23 protein-coding genes are annotated in these 25,924 nt (G+C 70.1%); 2 read left to right on the top strand and 21 right to left on the bottom strand.

The genetic code is table 11. The features are described 5' to 3' along the window. Positions 1-94: 94 nt before the first annotated feature. Complete coding sequence (erpA, locus tag OVA02_RS08770; RefSeq protein WP_043594936.1) at positions 95-457, bottom strand: iron-sulfur cluster insertion protein ErpA; 363 nt, start codon at positions 455-457, stop codon at positions 95-97. A 133-nt stretch (positions 458-590) separates the two neighbouring features. Further along, on the bottom strand, positions 591-2,006 hold the full coding sequence (locus OVA02_RS08765; protein ID WP_056045053.1) for a dipeptidase: 1,416 nt from the start codon (positions 2,004-2,006) through the stop codon (positions 591-593). A 41-nt stretch (positions 2,007-2,047) separates the two neighbouring features. Here OVA02_RS08765 and OVA02_RS08760 point away from each other — a divergent pair, with 41 nt between their 5' ends. Continuing rightward, on the top strand, positions 2,048-2,626 hold the full coding sequence (locus OVA02_RS08760; protein ID WP_056045052.1) for a DUF3043 domain-containing protein: 579 nt from the start codon (positions 2,048-2,050) through the stop codon (positions 2,624-2,626). 87 nt (positions 2,627-2,713) lie between these two features. On the opposite strand, the gene OVA02_RS08755 is transcribed toward OVA02_RS08760, so the two are convergent. From OVA02_RS08755 to hisD, 3 genes are all read right to left on the bottom strand, one after another. Further along, complete coding sequence (locus OVA02_RS08755) at positions 2,714-3,766, bottom strand: quinone-dependent dihydroorotate dehydrogenase (protein ID WP_255350781.1); 1,053 nt, start codon at positions 3,764-3,766, stop codon at positions 2,714-2,716. Beyond that, a complete protein-coding gene (gene nrdR / locus OVA02_RS08750) occupies positions 3,763-4,245 on the bottom strand; it encodes a transcriptional regulator NrdR (protein ID WP_054146163.1) in 483 nt (160 codons plus the stop codon). Before nrdR ends, OVA02_RS08755 begins: the two co-directional genes overlap by 4 nt. Before the next feature lie 83 nt (positions 4,246-4,328). Then, positions 4,329-5,639 carry a histidinol dehydrogenase gene (gene hisD / locus OVA02_RS08745; protein WP_056045050.1) on the bottom strand — a complete coding sequence of 437 codons (1,311 nt, stop codon included), beginning with the start codon at positions 5,637-5,639 and terminating at the stop codon, positions 4,329-4,331. A gap of 33 nt (positions 5,640-5,672) precedes the next feature. Here hisD and OVA02_RS08740 point away from each other — a divergent pair, with 33 nt between their 5' ends. Continuing rightward, the gene (locus tag OVA02_RS08740) at positions 5,673-6,191 is read left to right on the top strand and encodes a flavin reductase family protein (protein WP_056045048.1); all 519 of its coding nucleotides are present in this window, start codon (positions 5,673-5,675) and stop codon (positions 6,189-6,191) included. A gap of 65 nt (positions 6,192-6,256) precedes the next feature. On the opposite strand, the gene dnaE is transcribed toward OVA02_RS08740, so the two are convergent. The 16 genes from dnaE to OVA02_RS08660 all read right to left on the bottom strand — a co-directional run bounded on the left by dnaE (position 6,257) and on the right by OVA02_RS08660 (position 25,910). Beyond that, the gene (dnaE, locus tag OVA02_RS08735; RefSeq protein ID WP_420709655.1) at positions 6,257-9,721 is read right to left on the bottom strand and encodes a DNA polymerase III subunit alpha; all 3,465 of its coding nucleotides are present in this window, start codon (positions 9,719-9,721) and stop codon (positions 6,257-6,259) included. 98 nt (positions 9,722-9,819) lie between these two features. Then, entirely contained in the window at positions 9,820-10,743 is a 924-nt protein-coding gene (locus OVA02_RS08730) for an RluA family pseudouridine synthase (RefSeq protein WP_056045046.1), read from the bottom strand. Beyond that, positions 10,740-11,411 (bottom strand): signal peptidase II, encoded by a 672-nt coding sequence (lspA, locus tag OVA02_RS08725; protein WP_082460209.1) that lies wholly within the window; start codon positions 11,409-11,411, stop codon positions 10,740-10,742. The genes OVA02_RS08730 and lspA overlap by 4 nt, the downstream gene beginning before the upstream one ends. A gap of 4 nt (positions 11,412-11,415) precedes the next feature. Continuing rightward, positions 11,416-12,192, bottom strand: a complete 777-nt coding sequence (locus OVA02_RS08720) for a DivIVA domain-containing protein (RefSeq protein ID WP_056045044.1) — start codon at positions 12,190-12,192, stop codon at positions 11,416-11,418. Between the two features lie 145 nt (positions 12,193-12,337). Then, positions 12,338-12,640: a YggT family protein gene (locus OVA02_RS08715; RefSeq protein ID WP_056045042.1), complete on the bottom strand. Its 303-nt coding sequence runs from the start codon at positions 12,638-12,640 to the stop codon at positions 12,338-12,340. Positions 12,641-12,733: 93 nt separating this feature from the next. Further along, positions 12,734-13,261: a cell division protein SepF gene (locus OVA02_RS08710; RefSeq protein ID WP_056045041.1), complete on the bottom strand. Its 528-nt coding sequence runs from the start codon at positions 13,259-13,261 to the stop codon at positions 12,734-12,736. Between the two features lie 37 nt (positions 13,262-13,298). Further along, a complete protein-coding gene (locus OVA02_RS08705) occupies positions 13,299-13,997 on the bottom strand; it encodes a YggS family pyridoxal phosphate-dependent enzyme (RefSeq protein ID WP_056045038.1) in 699 nt (232 codons plus the stop codon). A gap of 6 nt (positions 13,998-14,003) precedes the next feature. Further along, positions 14,004-15,164, bottom strand: coding sequence for a cell division protein FtsZ (gene ftsZ, locus OVA02_RS08700; RefSeq protein WP_043594926.1), 1,161 nt, complete (start codon positions 15,162-15,164; stop codon positions 14,004-14,006). A 138-nt stretch (positions 15,165-15,302) separates the two neighbouring features. Beyond that, positions 15,303-16,124: an FtsQ-type POTRA domain-containing protein gene (locus OVA02_RS08695; protein WP_056047382.1), complete on the bottom strand. Its 822-nt coding sequence runs from the start codon at positions 16,122-16,124 to the stop codon at positions 15,303-15,305. 367 nt (positions 16,125-16,491) lie between these two features. Beyond that, a complete protein-coding gene (murC, locus tag OVA02_RS08690) occupies positions 16,492-17,922 on the bottom strand; it encodes a UDP-N-acetylmuramate--L-alanine ligase (protein WP_056045036.1) in 1,431 nt (476 codons plus the stop codon). After that, the gene (locus OVA02_RS08685) at positions 17,919-19,034 is read right to left on the bottom strand and encodes a UDP-N-acetylglucosamine--N-acetylmuramyl-(pentapeptide) pyrophosphoryl-undecaprenol N-acetylglucosamine transferase (RefSeq protein ID WP_192123696.1); all 1,116 of its coding nucleotides are present in this window, start codon (positions 19,032-19,034) and stop codon (positions 17,919-17,921) included. Before OVA02_RS08685 ends, murC begins: the two co-directional genes overlap by 4 nt. Continuing rightward, on the bottom strand, positions 19,031-20,338 hold the full coding sequence (gene ftsW, locus OVA02_RS08680; RefSeq protein WP_056047380.1) for a putative lipid II flippase FtsW: 1,308 nt from the start codon (positions 20,336-20,338) through the stop codon (positions 19,031-19,033). The genes OVA02_RS08685 and ftsW overlap by 4 nt, the downstream gene beginning before the upstream one ends. Further along, the gene (murD, locus tag OVA02_RS08675; RefSeq protein ID WP_056047378.1) at positions 20,295-21,860 is read right to left on the bottom strand and encodes a UDP-N-acetylmuramoyl-L-alanine--D-glutamate ligase; all 1,566 of its coding nucleotides are present in this window, start codon (positions 21,858-21,860) and stop codon (positions 20,295-20,297) included. Before murD ends, ftsW begins: the two co-directional genes overlap by 44 nt. Next, entirely contained in the window at positions 21,857-22,960 is a 1,104-nt protein-coding gene (gene mraY, locus OVA02_RS08670; RefSeq protein WP_043594922.1) for a phospho-N-acetylmuramoyl-pentapeptide-transferase, read from the bottom strand. The genes murD and mraY overlap by 4 nt, the downstream gene beginning before the upstream one ends. Continuing rightward, positions 22,957-24,363 (bottom strand): UDP-N-acetylmuramoyl-tripeptide--D-alanyl-D-alanine ligase, encoded by a 1,407-nt coding sequence (locus OVA02_RS08665; RefSeq protein ID WP_056045033.1) that lies wholly within the window; start codon positions 24,361-24,363, stop codon positions 22,957-22,959. The genes mraY and OVA02_RS08665 overlap by 4 nt, the downstream gene beginning before the upstream one ends. Next, a complete protein-coding gene (locus OVA02_RS08660; RefSeq protein WP_056045031.1) occupies positions 24,360-25,910 on the bottom strand; it encodes a Mur ligase family protein in 1,551 nt (516 codons plus the stop codon). Before OVA02_RS08660 ends, OVA02_RS08665 begins: the two co-directional genes overlap by 4 nt. Positions 25,911-25,924: the final 14 nt, after the last annotated feature.

Here is a 25,924-nt window from a genome sequence, read left to right as displayed (position 1 = left end):
ACCACCCTGTCGGATGGTCCCCTCGGTGACGCCGGCTCAACCGCGACGGACGGCCCGGAGTCGTCCTTCGACGACCGGAGCCGCCCCTCGACGATCAGTGGAAGCTGTCGCCGCAGGCGCAGCTGCCCTGCGCGTTGGGGTTGTCGATGGTGAACCCCTGCTTCTGGATGGTGTCCTCGAAGTCGATGGCCGCACCGTCGAGGTAAGGGACGCTCATCTTGTCGACGATGACCTCGACGCCGTCGAAGTCGACGGTCGCGTCGCCGTCGAGCATGCGCTCGTCGAAGTACAGCTGGTAGATGAGTCCCGAGCAGCCGCCGGGCTGGACCGCCACGCGGAGGCGAAGGTCGTCCCGACCCTCTTGCGTGAGCAGGCTCTTCACCTTGTCCGCGGCGGTGGACGTGATCGTCACGCCGTGCGCCTTCGCGTCGACGGGAGCGGTTGCGATGTCGGTCATGGTGCCTCCTTCGGGCCGGGTCGAGTGCGGGGCACTCGTCGTCGACCAGTGTAAGCAGCCGTGGGCCGGTTTTGTTCCGGACCCGCGCCTCCCCCGCTCGACAACGGTGCCGAGGAGGCGCGGGTCGTGCCGGTCAGCCCCTCGCGTCGAGGCGCGCCAGCAGGATCGCCTCGCTGAGGACGGCCCGGTGGAGGACTCCGAGGTGCTGGGACTCGTTCGGGCTGTGCGCTCGGGTGTCGGGGTCCTCGACGCCGGTCACGAGGATCTGGGCTTCGGGGAACGTGCGCACGAGGTCGGCGATGAACGGGATCGACCCGCCGATGCCCGTCTGGACCGGGGCCTCGCCCCACCCCTCGGTCATCGCGACGGTCGCGTCGGCGATCGCCGTGCCCGTGGTGTCCACCAGGAAGGGGTCACCCCGGTCGACGTCGTCGATCTGGACGTGGGCGCCGAACGGTGCGTGCGCGTGCAGGTGCGCGTCGAGAGCGGCGTAGGCGTCCTCGGCGGTCTGCCCGGGAGCGATGCGGGCGCTGATGCGGACGGACACCTCGGGACTCAGGGTGTTCGACGCGTTGGCGACCGACGGGGCGTCGATGCCCGTCACGGTGATCGACGGTTGCGACCACACCCGGCTCAGGATCGGTCCCCGACCGATGGGGGTCACCCCCTCGAGCAGGCCGCTCTCGTCGCGCAGCTGCTGCTCGCTCTGCTCCGGGTGGTCGGCCTCGCGGCTCGTCAGCCCGGCGACGGCGACGCTGCCGTCGTCGTCGTGCAGGGTCGCGAGGAGCTTGACCATGGCCAGCATGGCGTCGGGGACGGCGCCGCCGAGCATGCCCGAGTGGGAGGCGTGGGCCAAGGTGCGGACGGTCAGGCGGAAGGTCACGTTGCCGCGCAGGCCCACGGTGATGGCGGGGACGGTGGTGCTCCAGTTGTCGGAGTCGGCCACGACGATGACGTCGGCACGGAGCTCGTCTTCGTGCTGCACGAGGAAGTCGGCGAAGGAGCGGGAACCGAACTCCTCCTCGCCCTCGATGAACAACGAGACGCCGACACCGAGGTCGTCTCCGAGCACCTCGTGCACCGCGCGCAGCGCCGCGACGTGCGTCATCACGCCGGCCTTGTCGTCGGACGCCCCACGCCCGTACAGCCGGTCGCCCTTCACGGTCGGTTCGAACGGAGGGGTGTCCCAGTCGGCGTCGTCGCCCTGCGGCTGCACGTCGTGGTGGGCGTACAGGAGGACGGTCGGCTTGCCCTCGCGGGCCGGGCGTCGGGCGAGCACGGCGGGCTGGCCGAGGGGGCCGCCCTCGCCGATCGGCGCCCGGCTCACGGTCACCTCGTCGAAGAGGCCCGTCCCCTCGACCAGGGCGGCCACGGCCTCGGCACTACGTCTCACGTGCTCGGGGTCGAAGGCGTCCCACGAGACGGAAGGGATGCGCACGAGGGCACCCAGGTCGGCGATCGTCGCGGGCAGACCCGCGTGCACGGCCTCCGCGAGTTCGCTGACAGTACGGGGATCGGTCGGTCGGACGGGATGCTGCGAGTCGCTCATGCAGGTAATCTTAGGAACTCGGACAACCCTGAGGATCTCCCGTGGCCAAGCCAGACAGCAAGACGACCGAGACGACCACCGTCGCCGAGCCCGAGTCGACCGCGGTCGGCAAGGGTCGCCCGACGCCCACGCGACGCGAGCGCGAAGCCGCCAACCAGAGGCCCCTGGTGGCCTCGGGCAAAGAAGCCCAGAAGGCCCAGCGTGCCCGTCTCGCCGAACAGCGTGACCGCGCCCGCGTCGGCTTGGCGAACGGCGAGGAGCGCTTCTTGCCCGACCGCGACAAGGGGCCGCAGCGCCGCTTCATCCGCGACCACGTCGACGCCCGCTACAGCGTCGGCGAGGCCATGATCCCCATCATGGTCGTCGTCATCGCGATGACGCTCGTGCAGTCTGCGGCCATCCAGTCGATCACCCTGCTCGTGCTGTGGGGATTCTTCGCCCTCGCCGTCGTCGACTGCCTGATCGTCGGCCGGAGCGTCAACCGCAAGCTGGCTGCCAAGTACGGCGCGGAGAACGTCCGGAAGGGCAACCGCTGGTACGCGGCGATGCGGGCGATGCAGCTCAAGCCCATGCGCCTGCCGAAGCCGCAGGTCAAGCGGGGCGAGTACCCGACCGCGTAGCCGACGCGGCTCCCCGTACGACGAAAGGCGTCGCCCCCGGTGGGTGGCGCCGTTTCGCGTTCTCGACCTCGCCGACCGCGTGCTTCGTCAGGTGGCGCGTCGACGCCGATCCAGGGCGACGAGCCCCCGGTTGACCTGTCGGGCCCAGAGGGGCCCTCGGTAGAGGAACGCCGTGTAACCCTGCACGAGCGTGGCCCCGGCCCGGAGCCTCGCGTCGACGTCGGCGGCGCTCGAGACCCCACCGACCGAGATGACGCACATGCTGCTCGGGACGGACTCACGGACCAGCTTGAGGACCTCCAACGACCGGACGGCGAGCGGGGCACCCGACAGACCGCCGGCTCCGGCGGCCTCGACGACCGCCCCCTCGGTGGCGAGGCCTTCCCTGGACACCGTCGTGTTGGTCGCGATGACGCCCGCGAGGCCGAGCTCGGTGACGAGGGCACCGATCCGACGAACGCCGTCGTCGTCGAGGTCGGGAGCGATCTTGACCAACACCGGAGTGTGCCCGGCGGCGTCGCGCACGGCCTCGAGGAGTGGAGCGAGCCTCTCGAGCTCTTGCAACCCGCGGAGCCCCGGGGTGTTCGGCGAGCTGACGTTCACGGCGAGGTAGTCCGCCAGAGGAGCCAGGAGGCGCGTGCTGGCCAGGTAGTCGTCGATCGCGTCGTCGACGTCGACGACGCGGCTCTTCCCGATGTTGACGCCGATCACGGGCCGTGACGGAGCCGACCGAGCCCGGCTGAGTTCGAGGGCCGCCGCGTGGGCCCCGGAGTTGTTGAACCCCATGCGGTTCACGACCGCGAGGTCCGGAACGAGTCGGAAGAGACGAGGTCGTTCGTTGCCGGGCTGCGGTCGAGCGGTCACCGTCCCCACCTCGACGTGCCCGAACCCGAGAGCGCCGAGGCCGGCGATGCCCTTGGCGTCCTTGTCGAAACCGGCTGCGACACCGAACGGCGAGGGGAAGTGGAGTCCGAGCGCGTCGACCGCCAGGGACGGGGCCGGGGCCGTGAAGCGCCCGACGAGGCCGGCGAGGCCCAGCTTGGGGATCGCCTTGATGACCCGGAAGGCGAGGTGGTGGGCGTCCTCGGGGTCCATCTTCGCGAAGACGACGTCGAAGAGGACGCGGTACGGGGTCCTCACTCGTCGACCGATCGGGTGGAGAGCGGCCGGGACGCGTGCTCTTCGCGCAGCTGTCCGATCGAGGCCTCGAAGTCCTCGAGCGAGTCGAAGGCCTGGTAGACGCTCGCGAACCGGAGGTAGGCCACCTCGTCGAGGTCGCGGAGCGGAGGGAGGATGGCCAGACCGATGTCGTTCGCCTCGATCTGCGACGCACCGCTCGCCCGGACGGCCTCTTCGACCTTCTGTGCCAGCACGGCGAGATCGCCATCCGTCACCGGGCGCCCTTGGCAGGCCTTGCGGACACCCGAGATGATCTTGTCGCGGCTGAACGGTTCGAGGACGCCGTTGCGCTTCACGACGTTGAGGCTCGCGGTCTCGGTCGTGCTGAACCGACGACCGCAGTTGGGGCATTGCCTCCGACGTCGGATCGACGTGCCGTCGTCGCTGGTCCGGGAGTCGACGACTCGTGAGTCGGGGTGGCGGCAGAAGGGGCAGAACATGGTGGGGCCAGATTATCGGACGGCGGGCTCGACGTCGGACGCCAGGGCCACCCGAGCACCGGATCGCGAAGGCCCCGCCCGGCTCAGGGGCGCGACAACCGAGCCGCGACGGCCTCGCCGTGGGCGGGCAACAGCTCGGCGTTCGACAACGCCACGAGCCGCTCGGCCACGGCACCGAGGGCCTCGGCGTCGTACCGGACGATCTGCTGTGGTCGGAGGAACGTGAACGCCCCGAGCCCCGACGAGAAGCGCGACTGACCGCTGGTGGGCAGGACGTGGTTCGACCCGGCGAGGTAGTCACCCAGGCTGACGGGCGTGTCGGGCCCCACGAAGATCGCTCCGGCATCGGTGATGTCGGCCAGGACCGCGTCGTCGTCACGGGTCTGGACCTCGAGGTGCTCGGGGCCGTAGGCGTTGCTGAAGGCAGCAGCCTGCCGGAGGTCGTCGACGAGGACCACCGCCGACTGCCGACCGGAGAGGGCCGTCCGGACCCGGGCGGCGCTGAGGGTGCGGGGCACGAGCCTGGTCAGTTCGGCGACGACGGCCTCGGCGAAGGGCGCGGAGTCCGTCACGAGGACGGCCGAGGCCTCCTCGTCGTGCTCGGCCTGGCTGATGAGGTCGACGGCGACCAACGTGGCGTCCGCCGAGTCGTCCGCGATGACGAGGATCTCGGTCGCACCGGCCACCGAATCGATGCCGACACGACCGCGCACGAGTTGCTTCGCCGCGGCGACGAAGTTGTTGCCGGGACCGGTGATGACCTGGACCGGCTCGAGCTCGAGCTCGGGCACACCGTAGGCGAGCGCGCCGATCGCTCCGGCACCCCCGATCGCGTAGACCTCGTCGATGCCGAGCAGGCCGGCGGCCCCGAGGATGACGGGGTGGACTCCCCCGCCGTGTTCGCGCTGCGCCGGAGAGACGAGGGCGATCGACGACACCCCCGCGACCTGAGCCGGAACGACGTTCATCACCACGCTGGAGGGGTACACGGCCTTGCCGCCGGGGACGTACACGCCGGCCCGCGTGACGGGCTGCCACCGCTGCTCGATGGTGGCCCCCGCCGCCGGGCGGGTCGTGGTCGGTGCCGGGACCTGGGCGCGGCTGGCCTGGGTGACGCGCGCGATCGACTCGACCAGCGCCTCCTTGACCAGCGGGTCGAGGGCCGCGACGGCCTCGTCGATGGTCTGCGTCGTGACGCGCAGGGCATCGGGACGGACACCGTCGAAGCGCGCGGCCTGGTCCCGCAGTGCGGCCGCGCCCCGCTCGCGGACGTCGTCGACGAGTCGCCGGGCGGCGTCCGTCGCGGCGCCCACGTCGGCGTGGGACCGGGGGACGAGGTCGAGCAGCTGGGCGTGGGTCGGCGCGAGACCGCGCAGATCTGTGGTCTGGATCATGGCTCGTCCAGCCTAGTCAGTAGGGTCGGGAGCATGACGGACGACAACGCGGCTGCTCCGCGGCCCGACGACTCTCTCGAGGTGTTCAAGGAGGCCTTCCGACGACACGCCGCGGGCGTGGCCATCGTCACGGCGCGTGACGGCGAGGGCACACCGGTCGGGTTCACGGCGACGTCGCTGGCGTCGCTGGCCGCCGTGCCGCCCCTCGCGACGTTCAACATGGCCAGGACGGCGAGCTCGTGGCCCGCCGTCTCGGAGACGGACCAGGTCATCGTGCACCTGCTCGGCCTGCGCAACCGCGACCTCGCCCGCCGCATGGCGGGACCCGCCGCCGAACGCTTCGCGGGCGACCACTGGACCGACGGTCCGAACGGGGTACCTCTGCTCACGGGCGTGACCGCGTGGATGACCGGGACGATCGTCGAGCGGGTGCCCGTCCACGGCAACGCCGTCGTGGTCGTGCGCATCGGAACCGGCGGGGTCGGCGAGGACGACGACGCCCTGCTGTACCACGACCGTCGGTACCTGAGACCGGTCCATCTCGAGGACTGACGCCGAACGGGTGCCGGGCGCCGGAACCGGTCGGGGCACCAGGACCCGACGGAGCACCGGCCACCTCAGACGAGGCAGCCGGGGCCCAGCAGGCTCTTCAGTTCGCCGAACAGGTCGGCCGTGACGTCGACCGGCATGGGGATCTCGAAGACCCGTGCGGCTTCGCCCTTGACGAGTCGGAGACGGACTTCGGTGCCGCCGGCGTGACGCCCGAGCACCGCTGCCAGCTCGGTGACCGTGTCGTGCGTCGCCCGGTGCTCGGGCATCTGCAGGAGCAGCGGCCCGTGGTTCACGCCGACACCGAGGTCGGGCATGAACATGCTCGCGGCGTGCATGTTCATGCCGTCGTCGCGGACGCTGACCCGACCCTTCAGGACGATGATCGAGTCCCCGACGAGCGACGGCCCGAATTCTTGGTAGGTCTTGCCGAGGAACATGGCTGAGATCTCGCCCCCGAAGTCCTCGACGGTGATGATTCCGTAGGGGTTGCCCGAGTTGCGTGCGACCCGGTGCTGCACGCTGGTGATGAGCCCCGCGATCGTGACCGTCTCGCCGTCGATGGTCGCGGGGTCGCTCGCCAGGATGTCGGTGACCGTCGTCTGGGCATGCTTGGCCAAGGGGAGCTCGAGGCCCGCGAGCGGGTGGTCCGAGACGTAGAGGCCCAGCATGTCGCGCTCGAAGGCCAGCTTGTCGCGCTTGGACCACTCAGGACGTTCGGGCACGTGCTGGACGTCCTGCGGCTCGTCCCACAGGGAGTCGAAGTCGAAGCCGACCTGACCGTTCGCCTCGGCCCTCTTCTCGCTGACCGCCGCCTCGACGGCGGACTCGTGGATCTCGACGAGGGCACGCCGCGTCGACCCCAGGGAGTCGAATGCGCCGGCCTTGACGAGCGACTCGACGGTGCGCTTGTTCGCCACGGGGAGCGGCACCTTGCGCAGGAAGTCGTGGAACGAGGTGAACGCCCCCTCTTTCTTGCGCGCGGCGATGACATGGTCGACGACGTTGAAGCCGACGTTGCGCACGGCACCCATGCCGAAGCGGATGTCGTCGCCGACGGCCGCGAAGAAGCCGATGGATTCGTTGACGTCGGGTGGCAGCACCTTGATGCCCATGCGGCGACACTCGTTGAGGTAGAGACCCAGCTTGTCGCGGGAGTCCCCCGTGCTGGTGAGCAGGGCGGCCATGTACTCGGCCGGGTAGTGGGCCTTGAGGTAGGCCGTCCAGTACGAGACGACGCCGTACGCCGCGGAGTGCGCCTTGTTGAAGGCGTAGTCCGAGAAGGGCAGCAGGATGTCCCAGAGCATCTTGACGGCCTCGGGCGAGAAGCCGTTGTCGAACATGCCCTGCTCGAACCCGGCGTACTGCTTGTCGAGCTCGGACTTCTTCTTCTTGCCCATGGCCCGCCGGAGGATGTCGGCCTGACCGAGCGAGAAGCCGGCGACCTTCTGCGCGATGGCCATGACCTGCTCTTGGTAGATGATCAGGCCGTAGCTGGTCGACAGGATCTCTTTGAGCGGCTCTTCGAGCTCGGGGTGGATCGGGGTGATGTCTTGCGCGCCGTTCTTGCGGAGCGCGTAGTTCGTGTGCGAGTTCGCGCCCATGGGCCCCGGGCGGTACAGCGCGATGACGGCCGAGATGTCTTCGAAGTTGTCGGGCTTCATCAGCCGGAGGAGCCCGCGCATGGGCCCGCCGTCGAGTTGGAACACCCCGAGCGTGTCGCCGCGACCCAGCAACTCGTAGGCCCCCCGGTCGTCGAGCTCGAGGTCTTCGAGCACGAGGTCGAAACCGCGGTTCGTCTTGATGTTGTCGAGGGCGTCGTTGATGATCGTGAGGTTGCGCAGCCCCAGAAAGTCCATCTTGATCAGGCCCAGCGACTCGCAGGCCGGATAGTCGAACTGCGTGACGATCTGCCCGTCCTGCTCGCGCTTCATGATCGGGATGATGTCGATGAGCGGATCGCTGGACATGATGACGCCTGCGGCGTGCACGCCCCACTGACGTTTCAGGCCCTCGAGCCCCAACGCCGTGTCGAAGACGGTCTTGGCCTCGGGGTCGGACTCGACGACCGTCCTGATGTCGCCGGCCTCTTTGTAGCGCTCGTGCTGCTTGTCGAAGATGCCGGTGAGCGGGATGTCCTTGCCCATCACGGCGGGGGGCATGGCCTTGGTGAGCTTCTCACCCATGCCGAAGGGGAACCCGAGCACCCGTGAACTGTCTTTCAAGGCCTGCTTGGCCTTGATGGTGCCGTACGTGACGATCTGGGCGACGCGTTCGTCTCCGTACTTCTCGGTGACGTACTGGATCACCTCGCCGCGACGACGGTCGTCGAAGTCGACGTCGAAGTCGGGCATGGACACGCGATCGGGGTTGAGGAACCGCTCGAAGATCAGACCGTGGCGCAGAGGATCGAGATCGGTGATGCGCATGGCGTAGGCGGCCATCGAGCCGGCCCCCGAACCACGGCCCGGACCGACCCGGATGCCGTTCTCCTTGGACCAGTTGATGAAGTCGGCGACCACGAGGAAGTAGCCGGGGAAGCCCATGCCGGTGATGACGCCGATCTCGTATTCGGCCTGCTTGCGCACGTCGTCCGGGATGCCCGCGGGATAGCGGTACACGAGCCCCTTCTCGACCTCTTTGATGAACCAGGTCTCTTCGGTCTCGCCCTCGGGCACCGGGTAACGCGGCATGTAGTTGGCCGAGGTGTTGAACTGCACGTCGCAGCGCTCGGCGATGAGGAGCGTGTTGTCGCAGGCCTCGGGGTGGTCGCGGAAGAGATGCCGCATCTGCTGGGCGGACTTGAGGTAGAACTCGTCGGCGTCGAACTTGAACCGGTTGGGGTCGTTCAGCGTCGAGCCGGACTGGACGCAGAGGAGAGCCGCGTGGCTGGTCGCGTCGTGCTCGTGCGTGTAGTGGAGGTCGTTCGTCGCGACGAGGGGCAGGTCGAGGTCTTTCGCCAGGCGCAACAGGTCGCCCATGATCTGCCGCTCGATGCCGAGCCCGTGGTCCATGATCTCGGCGAAGTAGTTCTCACGGCCGAAGATGTCGCGGAAGTCGGAGGCCGCCTTGAGCGCTTCGTCGTACTGGCCGAGCCGCAGGCGGGTCTGGACCTCGCCGCTCGGGCAGCCGGTCGTCGCGATGAGGCCCTCGGAGTACTGCGAGAGCAGCTCGCGGTCCATGCGCGGCTTGAAGTAGTAGCCCTCGAGGGAGGCCCGGGACGAGAGCCGGAACAGGTTGTGCATGCCCGTGGTGTTCTCGGACAACAGCGTCATGTGCGTGTAGGCACCAGAGCCCGACACGTCGTCTCGTCCACCGTCGCCCCAGCGCACGCGAGTCTTGTCGCCCCGGTGCGTGCCCGGCGTGATGTAGGCCTCGGTGCCGATGATGGGTTTGACGCCCGCCTCGGTCGCCGTCTTCCAGAAGTCGTACGCGCCGAACACGTTGCCGTGGTCGGTGACCGCCACCGCGGGCATGCCCTGTGCCGCGGCCTCGGTGACCAACGGTTTGACCCGGGCGGCGCCGTCGAGCATCGAGTACTCGCTGTGCACGTGCAGATGGACGAATGAGTCTTTGCTCGAGGCCACGGGGCTCCTCGTCTGGTGGTGGATCTGGCGACTAGGGGAACAGCCTAACCGTGACGGAGGACGTCGAGGGCTTGCTGGAGGTCGGTGGGGTAGGTCGAGCGGTAGACCACCGGCTCACCCGTGCCGGGGTGCCGGAATCCGAGCTGCACGGCGTGCAGCCACTGCCGCGTGAGACCGAGGGTCGCCGACAGCGTCGGGTCGGCTCCGTAGGTCGCGTCACCGACGCACGGATGTCGCTGGGCGGCCATGTGGACGCGGATCTGGTGGGTCCGACCCGTCTCGAGGTGGATCTCGAGCAGCGACGCCGACGGGAACGCCTCGACGGTCTCGTAGTGGGTGACCGACGGCTTGCCGTCGACGACCACGGCGAACTTCCAGTCGGACGACGGATGCCGCCCGATGGGTGCGTCGATCGTCCCGGTCAACGGGTCGGGGTGGCCCTGGACGACCGCGTTGTAGATCTTCTCGACGGTGCGTTCGCGAAAGGCCTGTTTGAGCAGGGTGTAGGCCCGCTCGGTCTTGGCGACGACCATGAGGCCGCTCGTTCCGACGTCGAGGCGGTGCACGATGCCGGCACGCTCGGACGCCCCCGAGGTCGACACGGTGAAGCCCGCGGCGGCGAGTCCGCCGAGCACCGTCGGTCCCGTCCAGCCCACCGACGGGTGTGCTGCGACTCCGACCGGCTTGTCGACGACCACGATCTCGTCGTCGTCGTGGACGACCGCCATGCCGGGCACCTCGACGGCGACCACGGCCGGTGCCTCACGCGGTGACCATGTGACGTCGAGCCACGCACCGGCCTCGAGCCGGTCCGATTTGCCGACCGTGCGCCCGTCGACCGTCACCCCGCCCGAGGCGGCGACCTCGGCCGCGAAGGTCCGGCTGAAGCCGAGAAGCTTGGCCAGGGCGGCGTCGACACGTTCGCCGGCGAGCCCGTCGGGGACCGGGAGGGCGCGGGTCTCGCTCACGAGGCGCTCCGGTGATCGGCAGGAGGCGTCGTGTCGACGGGACCGCTGGGCTCGTCACCGGACGTGCCCGGGTCGCTGACGGCCGTGGAGCCGGCCACCTGAGGGTCGCCGTCGCGACCGTCGCCCGCCGGTCGAGCCGACTTGCCTGTGCTCGGCGTGCGCGTGCCGTCGAGCCCGATGCCCAGCAGCGTGAGCAGGAGGAGCAATCCCATGCTGGACACGATGAAGACGTCGGCGACGTTGAAGATGGCCGGCAGCAGGGAGGGGAAGTAGATGAAGTCGACCACGTGCCCCTGGCCGAACGACGGCTCTCGGAGCAGGCGGTCCGTCAGGTTGCCGAGGGTGCCGCCGAGCAGCATGCCCAGCATGATCGACCAGGCCAGCGATCTGATGCGTCGGGCCACGACCAGGATCGCGACGGCGACGCCGGCGGCGGCGATCGAGAAGATCCACGTCGACCCGCTCGCGAACGAGAAGGCGGCACCGGGGTTCTTGACGAAGTGCAACTGGAAGAACTCGCCGACGACGTCGACGGAACCTCCTTCGACGAGAGTCCGGGTGACCAGCAGTTTGGTGCCCTGGTCGAGGCCGTAGGCCACGACAGCGACGAAGGCCAGCGTCGCGAGAACGCGGACGCTGGCCTTCGTGGCGGGCTTGTCGCTCGACAAGTCCTTAGTTCGAGCCGAAGCCCTGGGCGCTGGCCGGAGTGGGCCGACCGGCCTCGCCGGTGCCCTCGCCGTCGAGCTCGTGCAGCTGACCCTCGATGTAGCTCTTGAGCTTGGAGCGGTAGTCACGCTCGAACGAGCGCAGGTCGTCGATGCGACGCTCGACGCTCGACCGCTCGGTGTTGAGGCGGTCGAGGATCTCGCGCTGCTGGGTCTCGGCGGCACCGATGATGTCGCGGGACTTCGTCTCGGCCTCGGCGACGACCTCACGCTGGCGGGCCTCGCCCTCGGACACCAGACGAGCCGCGGTCGCGTGGCCTTCGGCGATGAGCTGGTCGCGCTTCTCGACGCCCTCGCGGACGTGTTCTTCGTGCAGACGGCGAGCGAGCTGCAGCAGGCTGTTGGTGCTGCTGGTCTCGTCGGCCTCGGACACCGCGGGAGCGGAGTAGGCCGGAGCGGACGCGACGGCGGCGGGGGCCGCGACGACGGGCTCGGACTCGACGACCGGCTCGGGCTCGACGGCCTCGGGGGCCGACGCGGGAGCCGGTGCCGACGCAGGAGCCGGCGCGCTGGCCACCGGAGCCGAGACGGGAGCGGCCTGCGCCACGGGGGCGGAGTCGCCGGACGAGAGGCGCTGACGCAGCTCGTCGTTCTCCTGGTTGAGACGTCGCAGCTCGGCGACGACCTCGTCGAGGAAGTCGTCGACCTCGTCTTGGTCGTATCCCTCGCGGAACTTCGTCGGCTGGAACCGCTTGTTGACTACGTCTTCCGGCGTCAAAGCCATTGCCGTCACCTCGTGCATCTGTTGGATCGTGTGATCGTGGTCTGGGTCGTTCTTCTACACCGTAGAGGAGCGGGGCCCGGTCGGGCCGGGATCGTGCCGTTCGGGCGCTGCAGTGAGCCTACCCTGTCGTCCACGGACGACGTGGTCAGCCGAAGGTGCGGAGCCCGGAGGCGACGCTCATCAGGATGATGACGGCCAGCATGATGATGCTCCAGCCGAAGTCGAGCGCGACCGATCCGAGGCGCACGGGGGGCAGGATCTTCCGCACGCGGCGGATGGGCGGGTCGGTCACCGTGTAGGCCACTTCGGCGATGACGAGCACCGGCCCCTTGGGGCGCCACCCGCGGCTGAACGACTGCGCGAGGTCGAGCACGAAGCGGGCCCACATGAGCAGGAAGAAGATCAGCAACGCGTAGTACGCGATCGTGGCGATCAGGTAAGTGATCATCGGGGGGTCATCAGCTCACACGAGTCGGCGCGAGGAGACTCGCGGACGGGCAGGTCGTCACGTCGACGCAGAGAAGCCGCGACGACGGGCTCGTCACGACTGGGCGAAGAACGACGCTTCGATGTCGGATTCTACCTCAGCCTGATCACCGCTCACCGCGATGTGCGCCGGCGACAACAGGAAGACCTTGTTGGTCACGCGCTCGATCTTGCCGTACAACCCCTGCGAGAGACCGCTGGCGAAGTCGACCAGACGACGGGCGTCCGCCTCGGTCATCTGTGACAGGTTGATGATCACCGGGATGCCGTCACGGAAGCTCTCGGCGATCGCCTGGGCGTCCTTGTACTCGCGGGGGTGGACGGTCAGGATCTCGTTCATGTCGTGGGGCACCGTGTTCTTCGGGGTCGAGGAGCGACGCAGCGGCGTCACGGGGGCGCGGGTGGGCGCGGGGGCGGCAGCGGGAGCCGAGTGGACCGGGGCGACGGGAGCCGGAGCCTGGGCGGCCGCCTGCGGTCGCGGCGACTGCTGGGGCTGCGCTCGTTCGTGAGGCTGCTCGTCGTACTCGAGCTCTTCGTCGGCGAGGCCCAGATAGACCATCGTCTTGCGCAGCGGGTTGGCCATGGTGTTCCTCCGAGTCAGTGGATCGTCAGGACCGACATTAACGAGCATCGGGCCGAGAACCCGTGATTGCCGTGCCGATCCGTAGGTGTGTCGCGCCCTCGGCGACGGCCTCGGCGAAGTCGGGAGACATGCCGGCCGAGATCGCGTCGGCCGAGGCCTCGAGGGACCGCACCCTCTCGGAGACCGCACGGAGGCGCGCGAAGGCCGGACGCGCCTCCTCACCCAGGGGGGCCACGGCCATGACGCCGCGCAGTCGCAGCCCCGGGGTCGAGAGCACCCGCTCGGCGAGCCGCTCGACCTCGTGCTCGGCCACTCCCCCGCGGCCGGGGTCGTCGGTCAGGTTGACCTGGACGAATCCGTCGACGAGGGACCCGGAGTCGTCCGAGAGCGCACCGACGACCGAGTCACGGTCGAGCGAGTGGACGGCGTTCGCGTAGCGCCGGGCCTGGCGCGCCTTCTTCGACTGCAACTGGCCCACGAAGTGCCACCGGAGTCCGTCGAGGTCGTCCAATTCGACGGCCTTGGTCTGCGCCTCTTGGTGACGGTTCTCGCCGACGTCGCGGACCCCGAGGGCGTACAACGCCCTGATGAGCCCGGGCGGATGGAATTTCGTGACGACGATCGTCGTGAGCTCGCCCGGAGAGCGTCCCACAGCGGTGCAGGCGTCGTCGACGGCCGCGGCGACCCGGGCGAGACGCTCGCCCAGGTCGCCGTCGACGTCCGTCGGATCGGTCACGCGTCGTTACTTGAGGAAGTCCGGGACGTCGAGGTCGTCGTCACCGTCGTCGAAGGCCGGGTCGACGGCCTGGGTCGCGGGCTCTTCGGGCCGCTTCCACGCGGCGGGCTCGTGCGTCGCCCCGCTGTCGGCGATGGCCGAGACACCGGCGACCGAGGTCGCCGTGGGGCCGTCGGAGTCGACGAAGCTCGACCGGCGATCTTTCACCTTCGTCGAGGGCTCACCACCGTCGAACCCCGCCGCGATGACCGTCACGCGGACCTCGTCACCGAGGGTGTCGTCGATCACGGCACCGAAGATGATGTTGGCCTCGGCGTGGACGGCCTCCTGCACCAGGCGCGCCGCATCGTTGATCTCGAAGATGCCCAGGTTGGAACCGCCCTGGATGGACAGCAACACCCCGTGTGCGCCGTCGATGCTCGCCTCGAGGAGCGGAGACGCCACGGCCAGCTCGGCCGCCTTGATGGCGCGGTCCGCGCCCCGCGACGATCCGATGCCCATGAGGGCCGAACCGGCACCCTGCATGACCGACTTGACGTCGGCGAAGTCGAGGTTGATGAGACCGGGCGTGGTGATCAGGTCGGTGATGCCCTGGACACCGGCGAGGAGCACCTGGTCGGCCGTGCCGAAGGCCTCCACCATGCTGATGCCGCGTTCGCTGATCTCGAGCAGGCGGTCGTTGGGGACGACGATGAGGGTGTCGACCTCGTCCTTCAGGGCGGCCACGCCGGCCTCGGCCTGGGCCTGACGGCGCTTGCCCTCGAAGCCGAAGGGCTTGGTGACGACACCGATGGTCAGTGCGCCGATCGACTTCGCGATGCGGGCGACGACCGGGGCCCCGCCCGTGCCGGTGCCACCGCCCTCGCCGGCCGTGACGAAGACCATGTCGGCACCCGCGAGGGCTTCCTCGATCTCTTCGGCGTGGTCCTCCGCCGCGCGGCGTCCGACCTCGGGGTCGGCACCGGCGCCGAGGCCCCGGGTGAGTTCGCGACCGACGTCGAGCTTGACGTCGGCATCGCTCAACAGCAGCGCCTGGGCATCCGTGTTGATGGCGATGAACTCCACCCCGCGGAGCCCGAGTTCGATCATGCGGTTGACGGCGTTGACGCCACCGCCGCCGACACCGACGACCTTGATCACGGCTAGGTAGTTATGGTTCGTTGTCACGTCCGGGCCTCCGCTTGAACCTTAACTCTGCAGTTGAAGGTTAAAGTTGTACATGGTATGCAAGTTCTGCAGTCACAAGGTATGGGTGCGCCGCAGGCGCTGTCGCCAGGGTGGCCAGCGTGTCGCGAACACACCCTCTCATCTCGTCCTGATGATCCCGTTGTCGGGCGCGGACACGTCGTACTCGACGCTCGCGCCCGGGTCGCGCCGGGCCTGGTCGGCGATGAGTCCGGTGAGCACCTGGGCCTTCTTCGCCGACTCGTCGGCGCTGCCCCAGACGACCCGCTCACCCGAGGTGAGTTGCAGGGTCACGTCGTCGGCCGTCGACGCCGTCACGGTGTCGACGGTCGAACGCAACGTGACCGGCAAGGCCAGCAGCACCTCGGCCACCGAACGGTACGCGGGGCCGTCGAGGGCTGCTCCCCCGACGTCGACCAGGGGTACTCCCTCTTGCCGGGCGTCGAGCGTCTGGACCACGACGCCAGCCGGGTCGACGAGGTCGAACCCCTCCCCCGCGGCGACCGTGGCGACGGGCTGCCGCTCCTGGATGCGCACGACGAGCGTGTGGGGCGGAGCGGTCTCGGTCACGTAGCTGGCGATCAGGGGGAACGCCCCGAGCTCGCGGGTGACCTCGTCGAAGTCGATGAGGGCGAGGGGCGTGCCGAGCTGCCCGTCGAGGGCGGTCTGCACGGCCGCGGCGTCGACGCGGTCCGTCCCCTCGACACGGATGGTCTGCAACGACAGGAGCGGCGTGAACACGGCGACCGCGACGGACGCGACGAGGAGGAGCACGACGGCCCCGAGCGACACCAGGGTCGCCCGACGGTGTCGGCTGCGACGCGTGAAGCGACGGACCTCGACGCGCTCGACGCGCCTCCGTTCGCTCGACGCCCGACGCGCCTGCCGGCGTGCCGCGACGGCTCGCGACTTGGCCTCGGCGGCCGTGCCGTCGGGTGCCACGATGCGCGGAGGCTCGGAGCCCCGAGGTGCGACCCGCCCGGGGTGATCGCTCGCGTCGGAGGTCGAGGGCTTCGTCAGGCGGTCCCGCCAGGCCGCGGGGGCTCCGGTGATCGACCCGAGGCGGCCCTTGAGCGACGACGGGGACGACGGATCGGATGCGTCGGCGTCGGCCGCCCGCGAGTCACCGGCAGCACCTCGGGGAGGCCGCGAGGCACCGACGACGGGGACGGGCCCGGTGGCCTCCGGGTCCCGTCCCCGACGGCGTCGGTTGGGCGCCGCCGGAGGAGTCGGGGTGTGTTCTGGTTCGTCGAATCCGTCGGGCCGCTTCATCGGAGGGCCCCCGACACCACGGACCTGTCGTGACGAGTCACTCCGCGGAGTCCTCCGCGACGGCGACGACGGGTTCGTGGGCCGCGTCGAGTGAGCCGAGCAGTTGCGGCACGATGCGGTAGACGTCGCCACAGCCGAGCGTGATGACGAAGTCGCCCTCTCGAGCGACCTCGGCCGTCCGGTCCGCCGCGGCCTGCCAGTCGGACACGAAGTCGACGCGGTCGGGGTCGGCGAAGCGTTCGGACACCAGCGCGCCGGTGACGCCGGGCTCGGGGTCCTCGCGCGCGCCGTACACGTCGAGCACGATGGTGTGGTCCGCGAGTCGCTCGTAGGTCTCGGCGAACTCGCCGGCCATCATCCGCGTGCGGCTGTAGAGGTGGGGTTGGTGCACGGCGATGAGGCGCCCGTCGCCGACCACGGAACGCGCCGCCTGCAGCGCGGCGGCGACCTCGGTGGGGTGATGGGCGTAGTCGTCGTACACGCTGACGCCCCGCACGACGCCGTGCAGTTCGAACCGCCGCTCGGTGCCGCCGAAGGTCTCGAGACCCGCGATGGCGGCCTCCGCGTCGACGCCCAGGCCGACGAGGACCGCGAAGGCACCGGCGGCGTTGACGGCGTTGTGCCGCCCGGGCACGCGCAACTGCACGGGCCACGAACGACCCTCGGCGTGCAGGGTGAACGAGACCGGACCGGTCGTGGCGACGTCGCTCAGGCGGACGTCGGCGTCGGCGGCCTCGCCGAAGGTCACGACGCGCGGGTGGTCGAGGCGTTCGGTGACACGGACGGCACCGTCGTCGTCGCTCGAGACGACGACGAACTCGCGCGCTGCCGACGCGAACCGGACGAAGGCGTCGTCGAACGCCTCGTGCGAGCCGTAGTGGTCGAGGTGGTCGGCGTCGACGTTCGTGATCAGGGCGACCGAGGTGTCGTAGAGCAGGAACGAGCCGTCGGACTCGTCGGCCTCGACGACGAACAGGTCGTCGTCACCGCCACGGGCGCTGACGCCCAACGACTGGATGACCCCGCCGTTCACGAAGCTCGGGTCGTGCCCTGCGGCGAGCAGGGCGGTGACGATCATGCCGGTGGACGTGGTCTTCCCGTGCGCCCCGGCGACCGAGACGAGCCGCTGCTGCCCGACGAGCCAGGCGAGCGCCTGCGAGCGGTGCAGGACGGGCAGTCCCTTCGACAGCGCGAGCTGGTACTCGGGGTTGTCCTGCCAGAGGGCGCCGGTCACCACGAGCGTGTCGGCGTCGCCGACGTTGGCCGCGTCGTGGCCGATCGCGATCTCGGCGCCTGCCGCCCGGAGCGACTCGACGGCCGCGCTGTCGCGGGCGTCCGACCCGGTGACACGGTGGCCGGCGGCGAGGAAGACCCGGGCGATGCCGCTCATCCCCGAACCGCCGATGCCGACGAAGTGGACGGCACCGAGTTCGGCGGGGATCGGCTGGTCGAGGTCGGGTTTGATCATGATGTCTCGCTGAGGTCGGGGTTCGGGGAGGACGAGGAGGCGCGGCCCACGGCGTCGAGGACGAGGTCGACCGTGCGGTCGGTTCCGTCGCGCACCCCGACCGAGGCGGCGCGGACGGCCATGTCCGCCACGACGGCCCGGTCGAGCAGCAGGGGGACGAGCGTGCGCTCGACCCAGGCGGGCGTGAAGTCGGCGTCGGCGACGAGCAGTGCTCCCCCGGCACCGACGACGTCGGTGGCGTTGTGTCGCTGTTCGCCGTTGCCCACCGGGTACGGGACGAGCACCGAGGGCAACCCGAGCGCGGTGAGCTCGCTGACCGTGGCCGAGCCGGCCCGGGAGACGACGAAGTCCGCCGCCGAGAGCGCGAGGTCCATGCGGTCGCAGTACCGGAGGAGGTGGTGGCCGTCGAGGTCGGTCGAGGTGAGATCGGACTTCTCACCCGTGATGTGCAGGATCTGCCAGCCGGCGCCGAGCACGCCGACGGCCGCCCTCGACATGGTCTCGTTCAGCCGCCGCGCACCGGTCGAACCACCCGTGACGAGCAGGGTCGGCCGCGCCGGGTCGAGGCCGAAGGCCGCGACGGCCTCGTCGCGGTGGGCCCGTCGGTCGAGGGACTCGATCTCGTCGCGCAACGGCATGCCGACCTGCCGTCCGCCCCGGAGTCGGGTGGAGCGGAAGACGACGCCGACGTGGGACGAGAGGAACGAGCCGAGGACGTTCGCCATGCCGGGTTTCGCGTTGGCCTCGTGGACGACCACGGGCACCTTCGACCGCCAGGCCGCGACGTAGGCCGGGGCGGCTGCGTAGCCGCCGAATCCGACGACGACGTCGACGTCGTGCTGTGCGAGCAAGGACCGGATGCCGTCGATCGCGCCGGCGAGTCGGCCGGGGAATCGCAGCGCCGCCGCGGAGGGCTTGCGGGGGAAGGGCAGCCGCGGCACGGTGAGCAGTTCGTACCCGCGTTGCGGGACGAGCCGTGCCTCGAGCCCCTCGGCGGTGCCGAGCACGAGCACGGTCGCGTCGGGCTCGCGCCGACGGAGCCGATCGGCCACGGCGAGGAGGGGGTTCACGTGCCCGGCGGTGCCACCGCCGGCGAGGAGATACGTCGTCACCGCAGAGACCCTACCCGCTGTCGCGGGAGCCCCTGCGGCGTCGCGGACTCTTCGGGCACCCGGGCGAACGAGAGCACGACGCCGATGGCCACGAGCGTGACGATCAACGCCGATCCACCGGCCGAGATGAGCGGCAAGGGGACGCCCAAGACGGGCAGCAGCCCCAGGACGACCGCGATGTTGACGAGCGCCTGACCGATGATCCACGCCGTGATGGCCCCGGTCGTCACACGGACGAAGGGGTCGTTCGTCCGGCGGATGATCTTGACGAAACCGACGGCGAGGACGATGAAGAGGGCCAACACGACCATCGCTCCGATCAATCCGAGCTCTTCGCCGATGATGGCGAAGATGAAGTCGTTGTCGGCCTCGGGCAGCCAGGACCATTTCGACTTCGAGTTGCCGAGACCGACGCCGAAGAGTCCCCCCGAGGCCAGCGCCCACGTTCCGTGCAGGGTCTGCCAGCACTCGGCCTGGTACTGGCTCGAGTCCGAGCAACCCGACAGCCACGCGGCGATGCGTGAGTTGCGCGAACTCGACCCCTGGGCGATCAGGGGCACGACCACCGCGAGGAACGCGAGGGGCGCCAGCAGGTAGCGCAGCCGGACGCCGGCGAACCAGACGGCCGCGAAGACGAGCAGGAGCATGATCATGGTCGTCCCGAGGTCGCCACCGAGCACGACGAGGCCGATCGCGACGCCGGCCACGGGCACGAGCGGGATCGCCAGGTGCTTCCAGTCGTCGAGCAGGTCGCGCTTGACCGAGAGGATCATGCCGAGCCAGATCGCCAACGCGAGCTTGACGGCCTCGGAGGGCTGCGCCGTGAACGAGCCGAGGTCGATCCAGTTGCGGTTGCCGCCGATCTCGTAGCCGAGGGGCGAGAAGACGAGCAGTTGCAGGACGATGGTCGCCCCCAGGACGTGCCACGCCCAGCGCTTGAGGAACGACACCGGCAGCCGGGACACGATGAGCATGAGCGGGATGCCCACGGCCGCGTACGTGCCCTGTCGGATGAACGCGCCGAAGAACGACGTGTGTCGTGACGAGATGTACTGCTCGACCGAGGACGACGAGAGCACCATGACCAGCCCGAGCACGACCATGAACAACGTCGTCCCGAGGATGACGAAGTACGAGCCCGTCTCGGCGGCGAAGAGCTTCTTGACGCGGACGACGGCGCCGGCGGTGCGCTTCGAGGAACCCAGGCCGCTCGAGGCGTCGTCGGTCGGTCGGACGGGCCCGCAGCGCGTGCGGCTCGACTCAGTCGGCCGACGGCGCGGGAGGCTGGACGGCGGGTTGGCCATCGACGTCACCCCTCAAGTGTTCGTGTACGGCCTGGGCGAAGGATCGCCCTCGGGCCGTGTAGTCGGTGAACTGGTCCATGGACGCCGCCGCCGGGGCGAGGAGCACGGTGTCCCCGGGACGGGCCACGCTCGCGGCGAGGCGCACGGCCGTCGGCATCACCTGCCCAGTGTCGGTGGCGTCGACCTCGAAGACGGGGATGCCGGGCGCGTGTCGGGAGAAGGCCCGGCGGAGCGGCTCACGGTCGACGCCGACGAACACGGCCGCCCGGACGGCGTCCGTGGACTCGAGGACGAGCGGCTCGACGTCGACGCCCTTGAACAGGCCTCCGACGATCCAGACGACCGACGGGAAGGACGTCAGGGAGGCGCGCGCGGCGTGCGGGTTCGTCGCCTTGGAGTCGTCGACCCAGGTCACGCCGCCGGACTCGGCCACGACCTCGGTGCGGTGGTGGTCCACCGCGAAACCGGCGAGGGCGTCGCGGATCGAGACGGGAGCGACGCCCACGGCACGCACGAGCGCGGCGGCGGCGAGCACGTCCTCGACGAGGTGGTCGGCGCCGAGGCCGACGCCCTCGAGGGCCTCCCGGGTGGTCAGTTCGAGCGCTCGCGTGTGGCGCTCGGCGAGGAAGGCGCGGTCGGCCAGGACGGAGACCCCGTCGCCGGTCACGATGCCGACCTCGCTGGGCCCCGGGGCGTCGAGGCCGAAGCCCACGGCGCGGCAGCCCTCCTCGACGTCGGCTTCCTCGACCATGCGCAGGGTCGCCTCGTCCGCCTTGTTGTAGACGCACGCCACGACCGTGTTCTCGTACACCTTGGCCTTCGCGGCACGGTAAGCGTCCGCCCCGCCGTGCCACTCGAGGTGGTCCGCCTCGAGGTTGAGACACACGGAGGCCCGGGGCCTGAGGGCACCGGCTCCCCCGGTCGGCAGGTAGTGCAGTTGGTGGCTCGAGAGCTCGACGACGAACAGGTCGAAGCCGTCGGGGTCGCGCACCGCGTCGAGGACGGGGACGCCGATGTTGCCGCAGGCCGCCACGCGGCGACCGTCGGCGCCGGCCATCGCCGACGCCAGCTGCGTTGTCGTGGTCTTGCCGTTCGTCCCGGTGACGAGCACCCACTCGGCCACGCGCTCGACCTTGTCGCGTACGCGCCAGGCCAGCTCGACGTCACCCCACACGGCCGTCCCCGAGTCGACGGCCCAGCGGACCAGGGGGTGGTGCGGGGCGAAGCCCGGGCTGGCCACGACGAGGTGCGCGTCGAAGGCCGTGAGCGTGGCCGACGGTGTGTCGGTGGACTCGACCTCGTCGAGACGTGCCCCGATCAGCTGCAGCAGCTCGGCTTTGTCGGCGTCGACCGCGGGGGCCACGACGAGGACGTCGGCGCCCAGTTCGGCCAGGGTGTCGGCCACCGAGAAACCGGTCGCGCCGAGCCCGAGGACGGCCACGCGCAGGCCCGACCAGTCGGCGTGCCAGCTGTCGAGCCCGGCGAGCCGCTCGGCGAGGGGGGCGGTGCTGCCGTCGCTCATGAGGTGCGGAGGATCCATTCGAGGTAGAAGGTGCCGACGCCGGCGGCGACGAAGAGCCCGGCGATGATCCAGAAACGGACCACGACGGTCACCTCGGCCCAGCCCTTGAGTTCGAAGTGGTGGTGCAGGGGGCTCATCAAAAAGATCCGCTTGCCCTTCGTGATCTTGAAGTACGCCCGCTGCAGGATCACCGAGCCGGTGACCACGATGAAGAGACCACCGATCAGCACGAGCAGGAGTTCGGTGCGGCTGAGGATGGCCAGGGCGGCCAGCGCCCCGCCGAGGCCCAACGAACCGGTGTCGCCCAGGAAGATCTGTGCAGGCGAGGTGTTCCACCAGAGGAACCCGATGAGGCCACCGCAGATGCAGGCGGCGACCACGGCCAGGTCGAGCGGGTCGGCCACCTGGTAGCAGGCCGCCCGCGTGGCCTCGTCGAGGCGCACGCTCGTGCAGAGCTGGTTGTTCTGCCAGAAGCCGATGAAGATGTACGACGCGATCGCGAGGATGGAGGCGCCCGTGGCGAGACCGTCCAGGCCGTCCGCGACGTTCACGCCGTTGGAGGTGCTGACGGTGATCAGGACGACCCAGATCAGGAACAGCCCGCCCCCGACGATGGTGCCGAAGAACATGAAGTCGAGCCAGGGGATGTCGCGCAGGCCCGAGATCATCGTCGACGCGGGGGCGAGCCCGCGATCGTTCGTGAACGAGAGCGCCAGGACGGCGAACACCGCCCCCACGACGACCTGCCCGGCGATCTTCGCCCACCCGCCGAGCCCGAGGCTGCGCTGGTTGCGCACCTTGAGGAAGTCGTCGAGGAACCCGACCACGCCGAGGCCGACCATCATGAACAGCACGAGCATGCCGCTGAGGGTGAGCTCGTCCCCGCCGACCAGGTGACCGATGAAGTAGCCGAGCACGGTGCCGATGATCAGGACGATGCCGCCCATGGTCGCCGTGCCGCGCTTGGTGTGGTGCGACTGCGGGCCGTCGTCGCGGATGAACTGACCCCACCCGAGACGGTGGAAGAGCTTGATGAACGCCGGCGTCATCAGCAGCGTGAAGGCGAGGGAGAACCCACCGCCGATCAGCAGCGCGATCATGCGGTCACCCCGGCCAGGCGGTCACCCAGGAGGCGCAGGCCGGCCGATTTGGACGACTTCACGAGGACGACGTCCCCGGCTCGCAGGGTGCCCTGCAAGAAGTCGTACGCCTCGTCGATCGTGTCGACCAGCACGCTTTCTCCGTCCCACGAGCCTTCGAGGCCCGCCGCCATGTGGATGTGTCGTGCTTCGTGGCCGACGACCACGAGCTGGCCGACGTTGAGCCGGACGACCAGGCGGCCGACGCGGTCGTGCTCGTCACGCGCGTACTCGCCGAGCTCGGCCATCTCGCCGAGCACGGCCACCGAGCGGTGGTCGGGGCCGGTGATCTGGGCGAGGGTCTTCAACGCCGCGGCGACCGAGTCGGGACTCGCGTTGTAGGCGTCGTTCACGACCGTCACGCCGCCGGGCGCGTCCAGGACCTCCATGCGCCAGCGCTCGGCCCGTGTCACGCCCTCGAGGACCGTCACGGCCCGATCGAGGTCGACGCCCCATTCGCCGACGACGCTGAGGGCCGCCAAGGCGTTCATCACGTGGTGCTCGCCCAAGATGCGCAGCGACACCCGGCGGCTCACGTCGCCGTGCTCGAAGGTGAAGGAGGTGCCCGACGCCGAGACGTCGATGTCGGACGCCCGGTAGTCGGCCGAGGGACCCTGACCGAAGGTGACGACCCGTGCGGCCGTCACGGCCGCCATGCCGGCGACGCGGTCGTCGTCGGCGTTGAGGACGGCCGTCCCCGTGGCGGGCAGGTCGGTCACCATCTCGGCCTTCGCCGCACGGGTGCCCTCGATGCCGCCGAAGCCGCCCGCGTGGGCGAGGCCGACCTTGAGCACGACCCCGGTGTCGGGACGGGCGATGTCGACGAGCCGGGCGATCTCGCCCGGGCCGCTCGCACCCATCTCGACGACGAGGTACTCGGTGGTCTCGTCGATGCGCAGCATCGAGATCGGGGCACCGACGTGGTTGTTGAACGACCCCTGGGGGGCGACGGTCGGCGCGACGTCGCCCAGTACCGCGCGGAGCATGTTCTTGGTGCTCGTCTTGCCGTTGGAACCCGTGACGCCGACGACCTTCAAGCGTCCGAGGCGCCGGACGTGGTCGACGACGGCGGCGGCGAGTCGGGACAGCGCGACGACCCCGTCGTCGACGACGACGAGCGGTGCGGTCGTCTCGAGTTCGCGCTCGGCGACCACGAGGGCGGCGCCGTTCGACGTGGCGGCATCGACGAAGAGGTGCCCGTCGGTGACCTCACCGCGCAGGGCGAAGAAGATCGACCCCGGGGTGACCAGACGCGAGTCGGTCTCGACCGTGCCGTCGACCGGGGTCGCGACCCGCGCCTCCTCGGGGTGGACCAGGCGCCCGCCGGTGATGTCGGCGATCTGGCGAGGCGTGAGCGCGATCACTCGGACCACCCGGCCTCGCGCAGGGCGGCACGGGCCTCGTCGCGAGCGGAGTACGGGGTGCGCTCACCACGGATGTCGCGGTAGTCCTGGTGGCCGGGGCCGGCCCAGAGGATCGAGTCGCCTTCTCGGGCCAGGGCCACGGCCGCCCGGATGGCAGCCTCGGGCGGGCTCACCTCGTGGATCTCGTGCTCCGGGTACGCCTCGCGGGCGGCGTCGACGAGCGTCTTGCGGATGGAGGCCGGGTCTTCGAAACGGGGGTGGTGGTCGGTCACGACGAGGATGTCGGAACCGGCCGCGGCCACCCGGGCCATCTCGCCGCGTTTCGTCGTGTCGCGGTCGCCGTCCGCACCGAACAGCATGATGACCTTGCCGGGTGTGAAGGTGCGCACCGCGGCCAGGGTGGTCAGGAACGCGTCGGGGCTGTGGCCGAAGTCGACGTAGACGCTCGGGCCGGTGTCGCCGGACACCCGCTCGGTGCGCCCGGGCAGGTACGCGACGATGCCGCCGTCGGCGTCGAGCGCCTGGCCGATGGCCTCGAGCTCGAAGCCCGCCTCGACCAGCATGACGATCGCCAGGGCCGCGTTCGCGACCATGTGCCACCCGATCAGCGGGACGCGCGTCACGAGCGAACGCTGCTCGGGGCCCGACAGACGGAACTCGGTGTAGGCGGCCTGCTCGTCGAGGATCTGGACCGTCCAGTCGGCCTCGACGTCGGGGAGGATCGTGATCGTCGTCAGGGGGATGCGGGCGTTGTCCACCACGCGTTGTCCGTAGGGCGAGTCGAGCGAGACCACGGCACGACGGGCACGGTCGGGCTGGAAGAGCGGCAACTTGGCCTGGAAGTACTCCTCCATGTCGGCGTAGTCGTCGAGGTGGTCGTGGCTCAGGTTCGTGAAGGCGGCGACGTCGAAGACGAGGCCGTCGACGCGGTTGCGGCTGAGTGCCTGGGCACTGACCTCGACGGCCACCGCGCGCACCTCGCTCTCACGCATGCGGGCCAGCAGGGCGTGCATCTCGCTGGCCTCGGGGGTGGTGAGGCGGCTGACGACGGTGAGGTCGCCGATGTGGCGCTCGGCCGTGCTGCTGAGGCCGGTGACGAGGCCCAGCTGTCGCAGGACGCCTTCGAGCAGGTACGAGGTGCTGGTCTTGCCGTTGGTGCCGGTGACCGCGAGGAGGAGGGGTGCGTCGTCACTGTCGGTGCGGTAGATCCATGCCGAGAGCTCGCCGAGGGCCGCCCGGGGCGAGTCGACGAGGACGACGGGGAGACCGCTGGACCGGGCCAGCTCGGCCCCCGCGGCGTCGGTCAGCAGTGCGACCGCGCCACCGTCACGTGCCTGGTCGGCGAACTCGGCTCCGTGCCGGTGCGCACCGGGCACGCCCACGTACAGGTCGCCGGGGTGGAGGTCCGCCGTGCTCAGCGTGATGCCGGTGATCTCGATGCCGTCGAGGGAACCCTCGTGCTCGAGTCCGAACTCGCTGACCAGTTGGGCGAGTGACCTCGCCGACGGATGTTCCGGTCGAAGGACCGGGGGGATCCGGGCGCTCAAAGAATCCTCTTCTC

The sequence above is a fragment of the Frigoribacterium sp. SL97 genome (genome assembly GCF_026625765.1).
Classification (GTDB): domain Bacteria; phylum Actinomycetota; class Actinomycetes; order Actinomycetales; family Microbacteriaceae; genus Frigoribacterium.
The sequence above is the reverse complement of the archived record's forward strand: the minus strand, read 5'-3'. Positions and strand labels throughout refer to the sequence as shown.

Excerpts from the sequence above, each read along its gene's own strand:
- erpA (WP_043594936.1), bottom strand. The coding sequence starts at position 457 with ATGACCGACATCGCAACCGCTCCCGTCGACGCGAAGGCGCACGGCGTG.
- OVA02_RS08765 (WP_056045053.1), bottom strand. The coding sequence starts at position 2,006 with ATGAGCGACTCGCAGCATCCCGTCCGACCGACCGATCCCCGTACTGTC.
- nrdR (WP_054146163.1), bottom strand. The coding sequence starts at position 4,245 with ATGTTCTGCCCCTTCTGCCGCCACCCCGACTCACGAGTCGTCGACTCC.
- hisD (WP_056045050.1), bottom strand. The coding sequence starts at position 5,639 with ATGATCCAGACCACAGATCTGCGCGGTCTCGCGCCGACCCACGCCCAG.
- OVA02_RS08740 (WP_056045048.1), top strand. The coding sequence starts at position 5,673 with ATGACGGACGACAACGCGGCTGCTCCGCGGCCCGACGACTCTCTCGAG.
- dnaE (WP_420709655.1), bottom strand. The coding sequence starts at position 9,721 with ATGCTCGACGGCGCCGCCCGGGTCAAACCGTTGGTCACCGAGGCCGCG.
- OVA02_RS08720 (WP_056045044.1), bottom strand. The coding sequence starts at position 12,192 with ATGGCTTTGACGCCGGAAGACGTAGTCAACAAGCGGTTCCAGCCGACG.
- OVA02_RS08715 (WP_056045042.1), bottom strand. The coding sequence starts at position 12,640 with ATGATCACTTACCTGATCGCCACGATCGCGTACTACGCGTTGCTGATC.
- OVA02_RS08710 (WP_056045041.1), bottom strand. The coding sequence starts at position 13,261 with ATGGCCAACCCGCTGCGCAAGACGATGGTCTATCTGGGCCTCGCCGAC.
- murC (WP_056045036.1), bottom strand. The coding sequence starts at position 17,922 with ATGATCAAACCCGACCTCGACCAGCCGATCCCCGCCGAACTCGGTGCC.
- ftsW (WP_056047380.1), bottom strand. The coding sequence starts at position 20,338 with ATGGCCAACCCGCCGTCCAGCCTCCCGCGCCGTCGGCCGACTGAGTCG.
- murD (WP_056047378.1), bottom strand. The coding sequence starts at position 21,860 with ATGAGCGACGGCAGCACCGCCCCCCTCGCCGAGCGGCTCGCCGGGCTC.
- mraY (WP_043594922.1), bottom strand. The coding sequence starts at position 22,960 with ATGATCGCGCTGCTGATCGGCGGTGGGTTCTCCCTCGCCTTCACGCTG.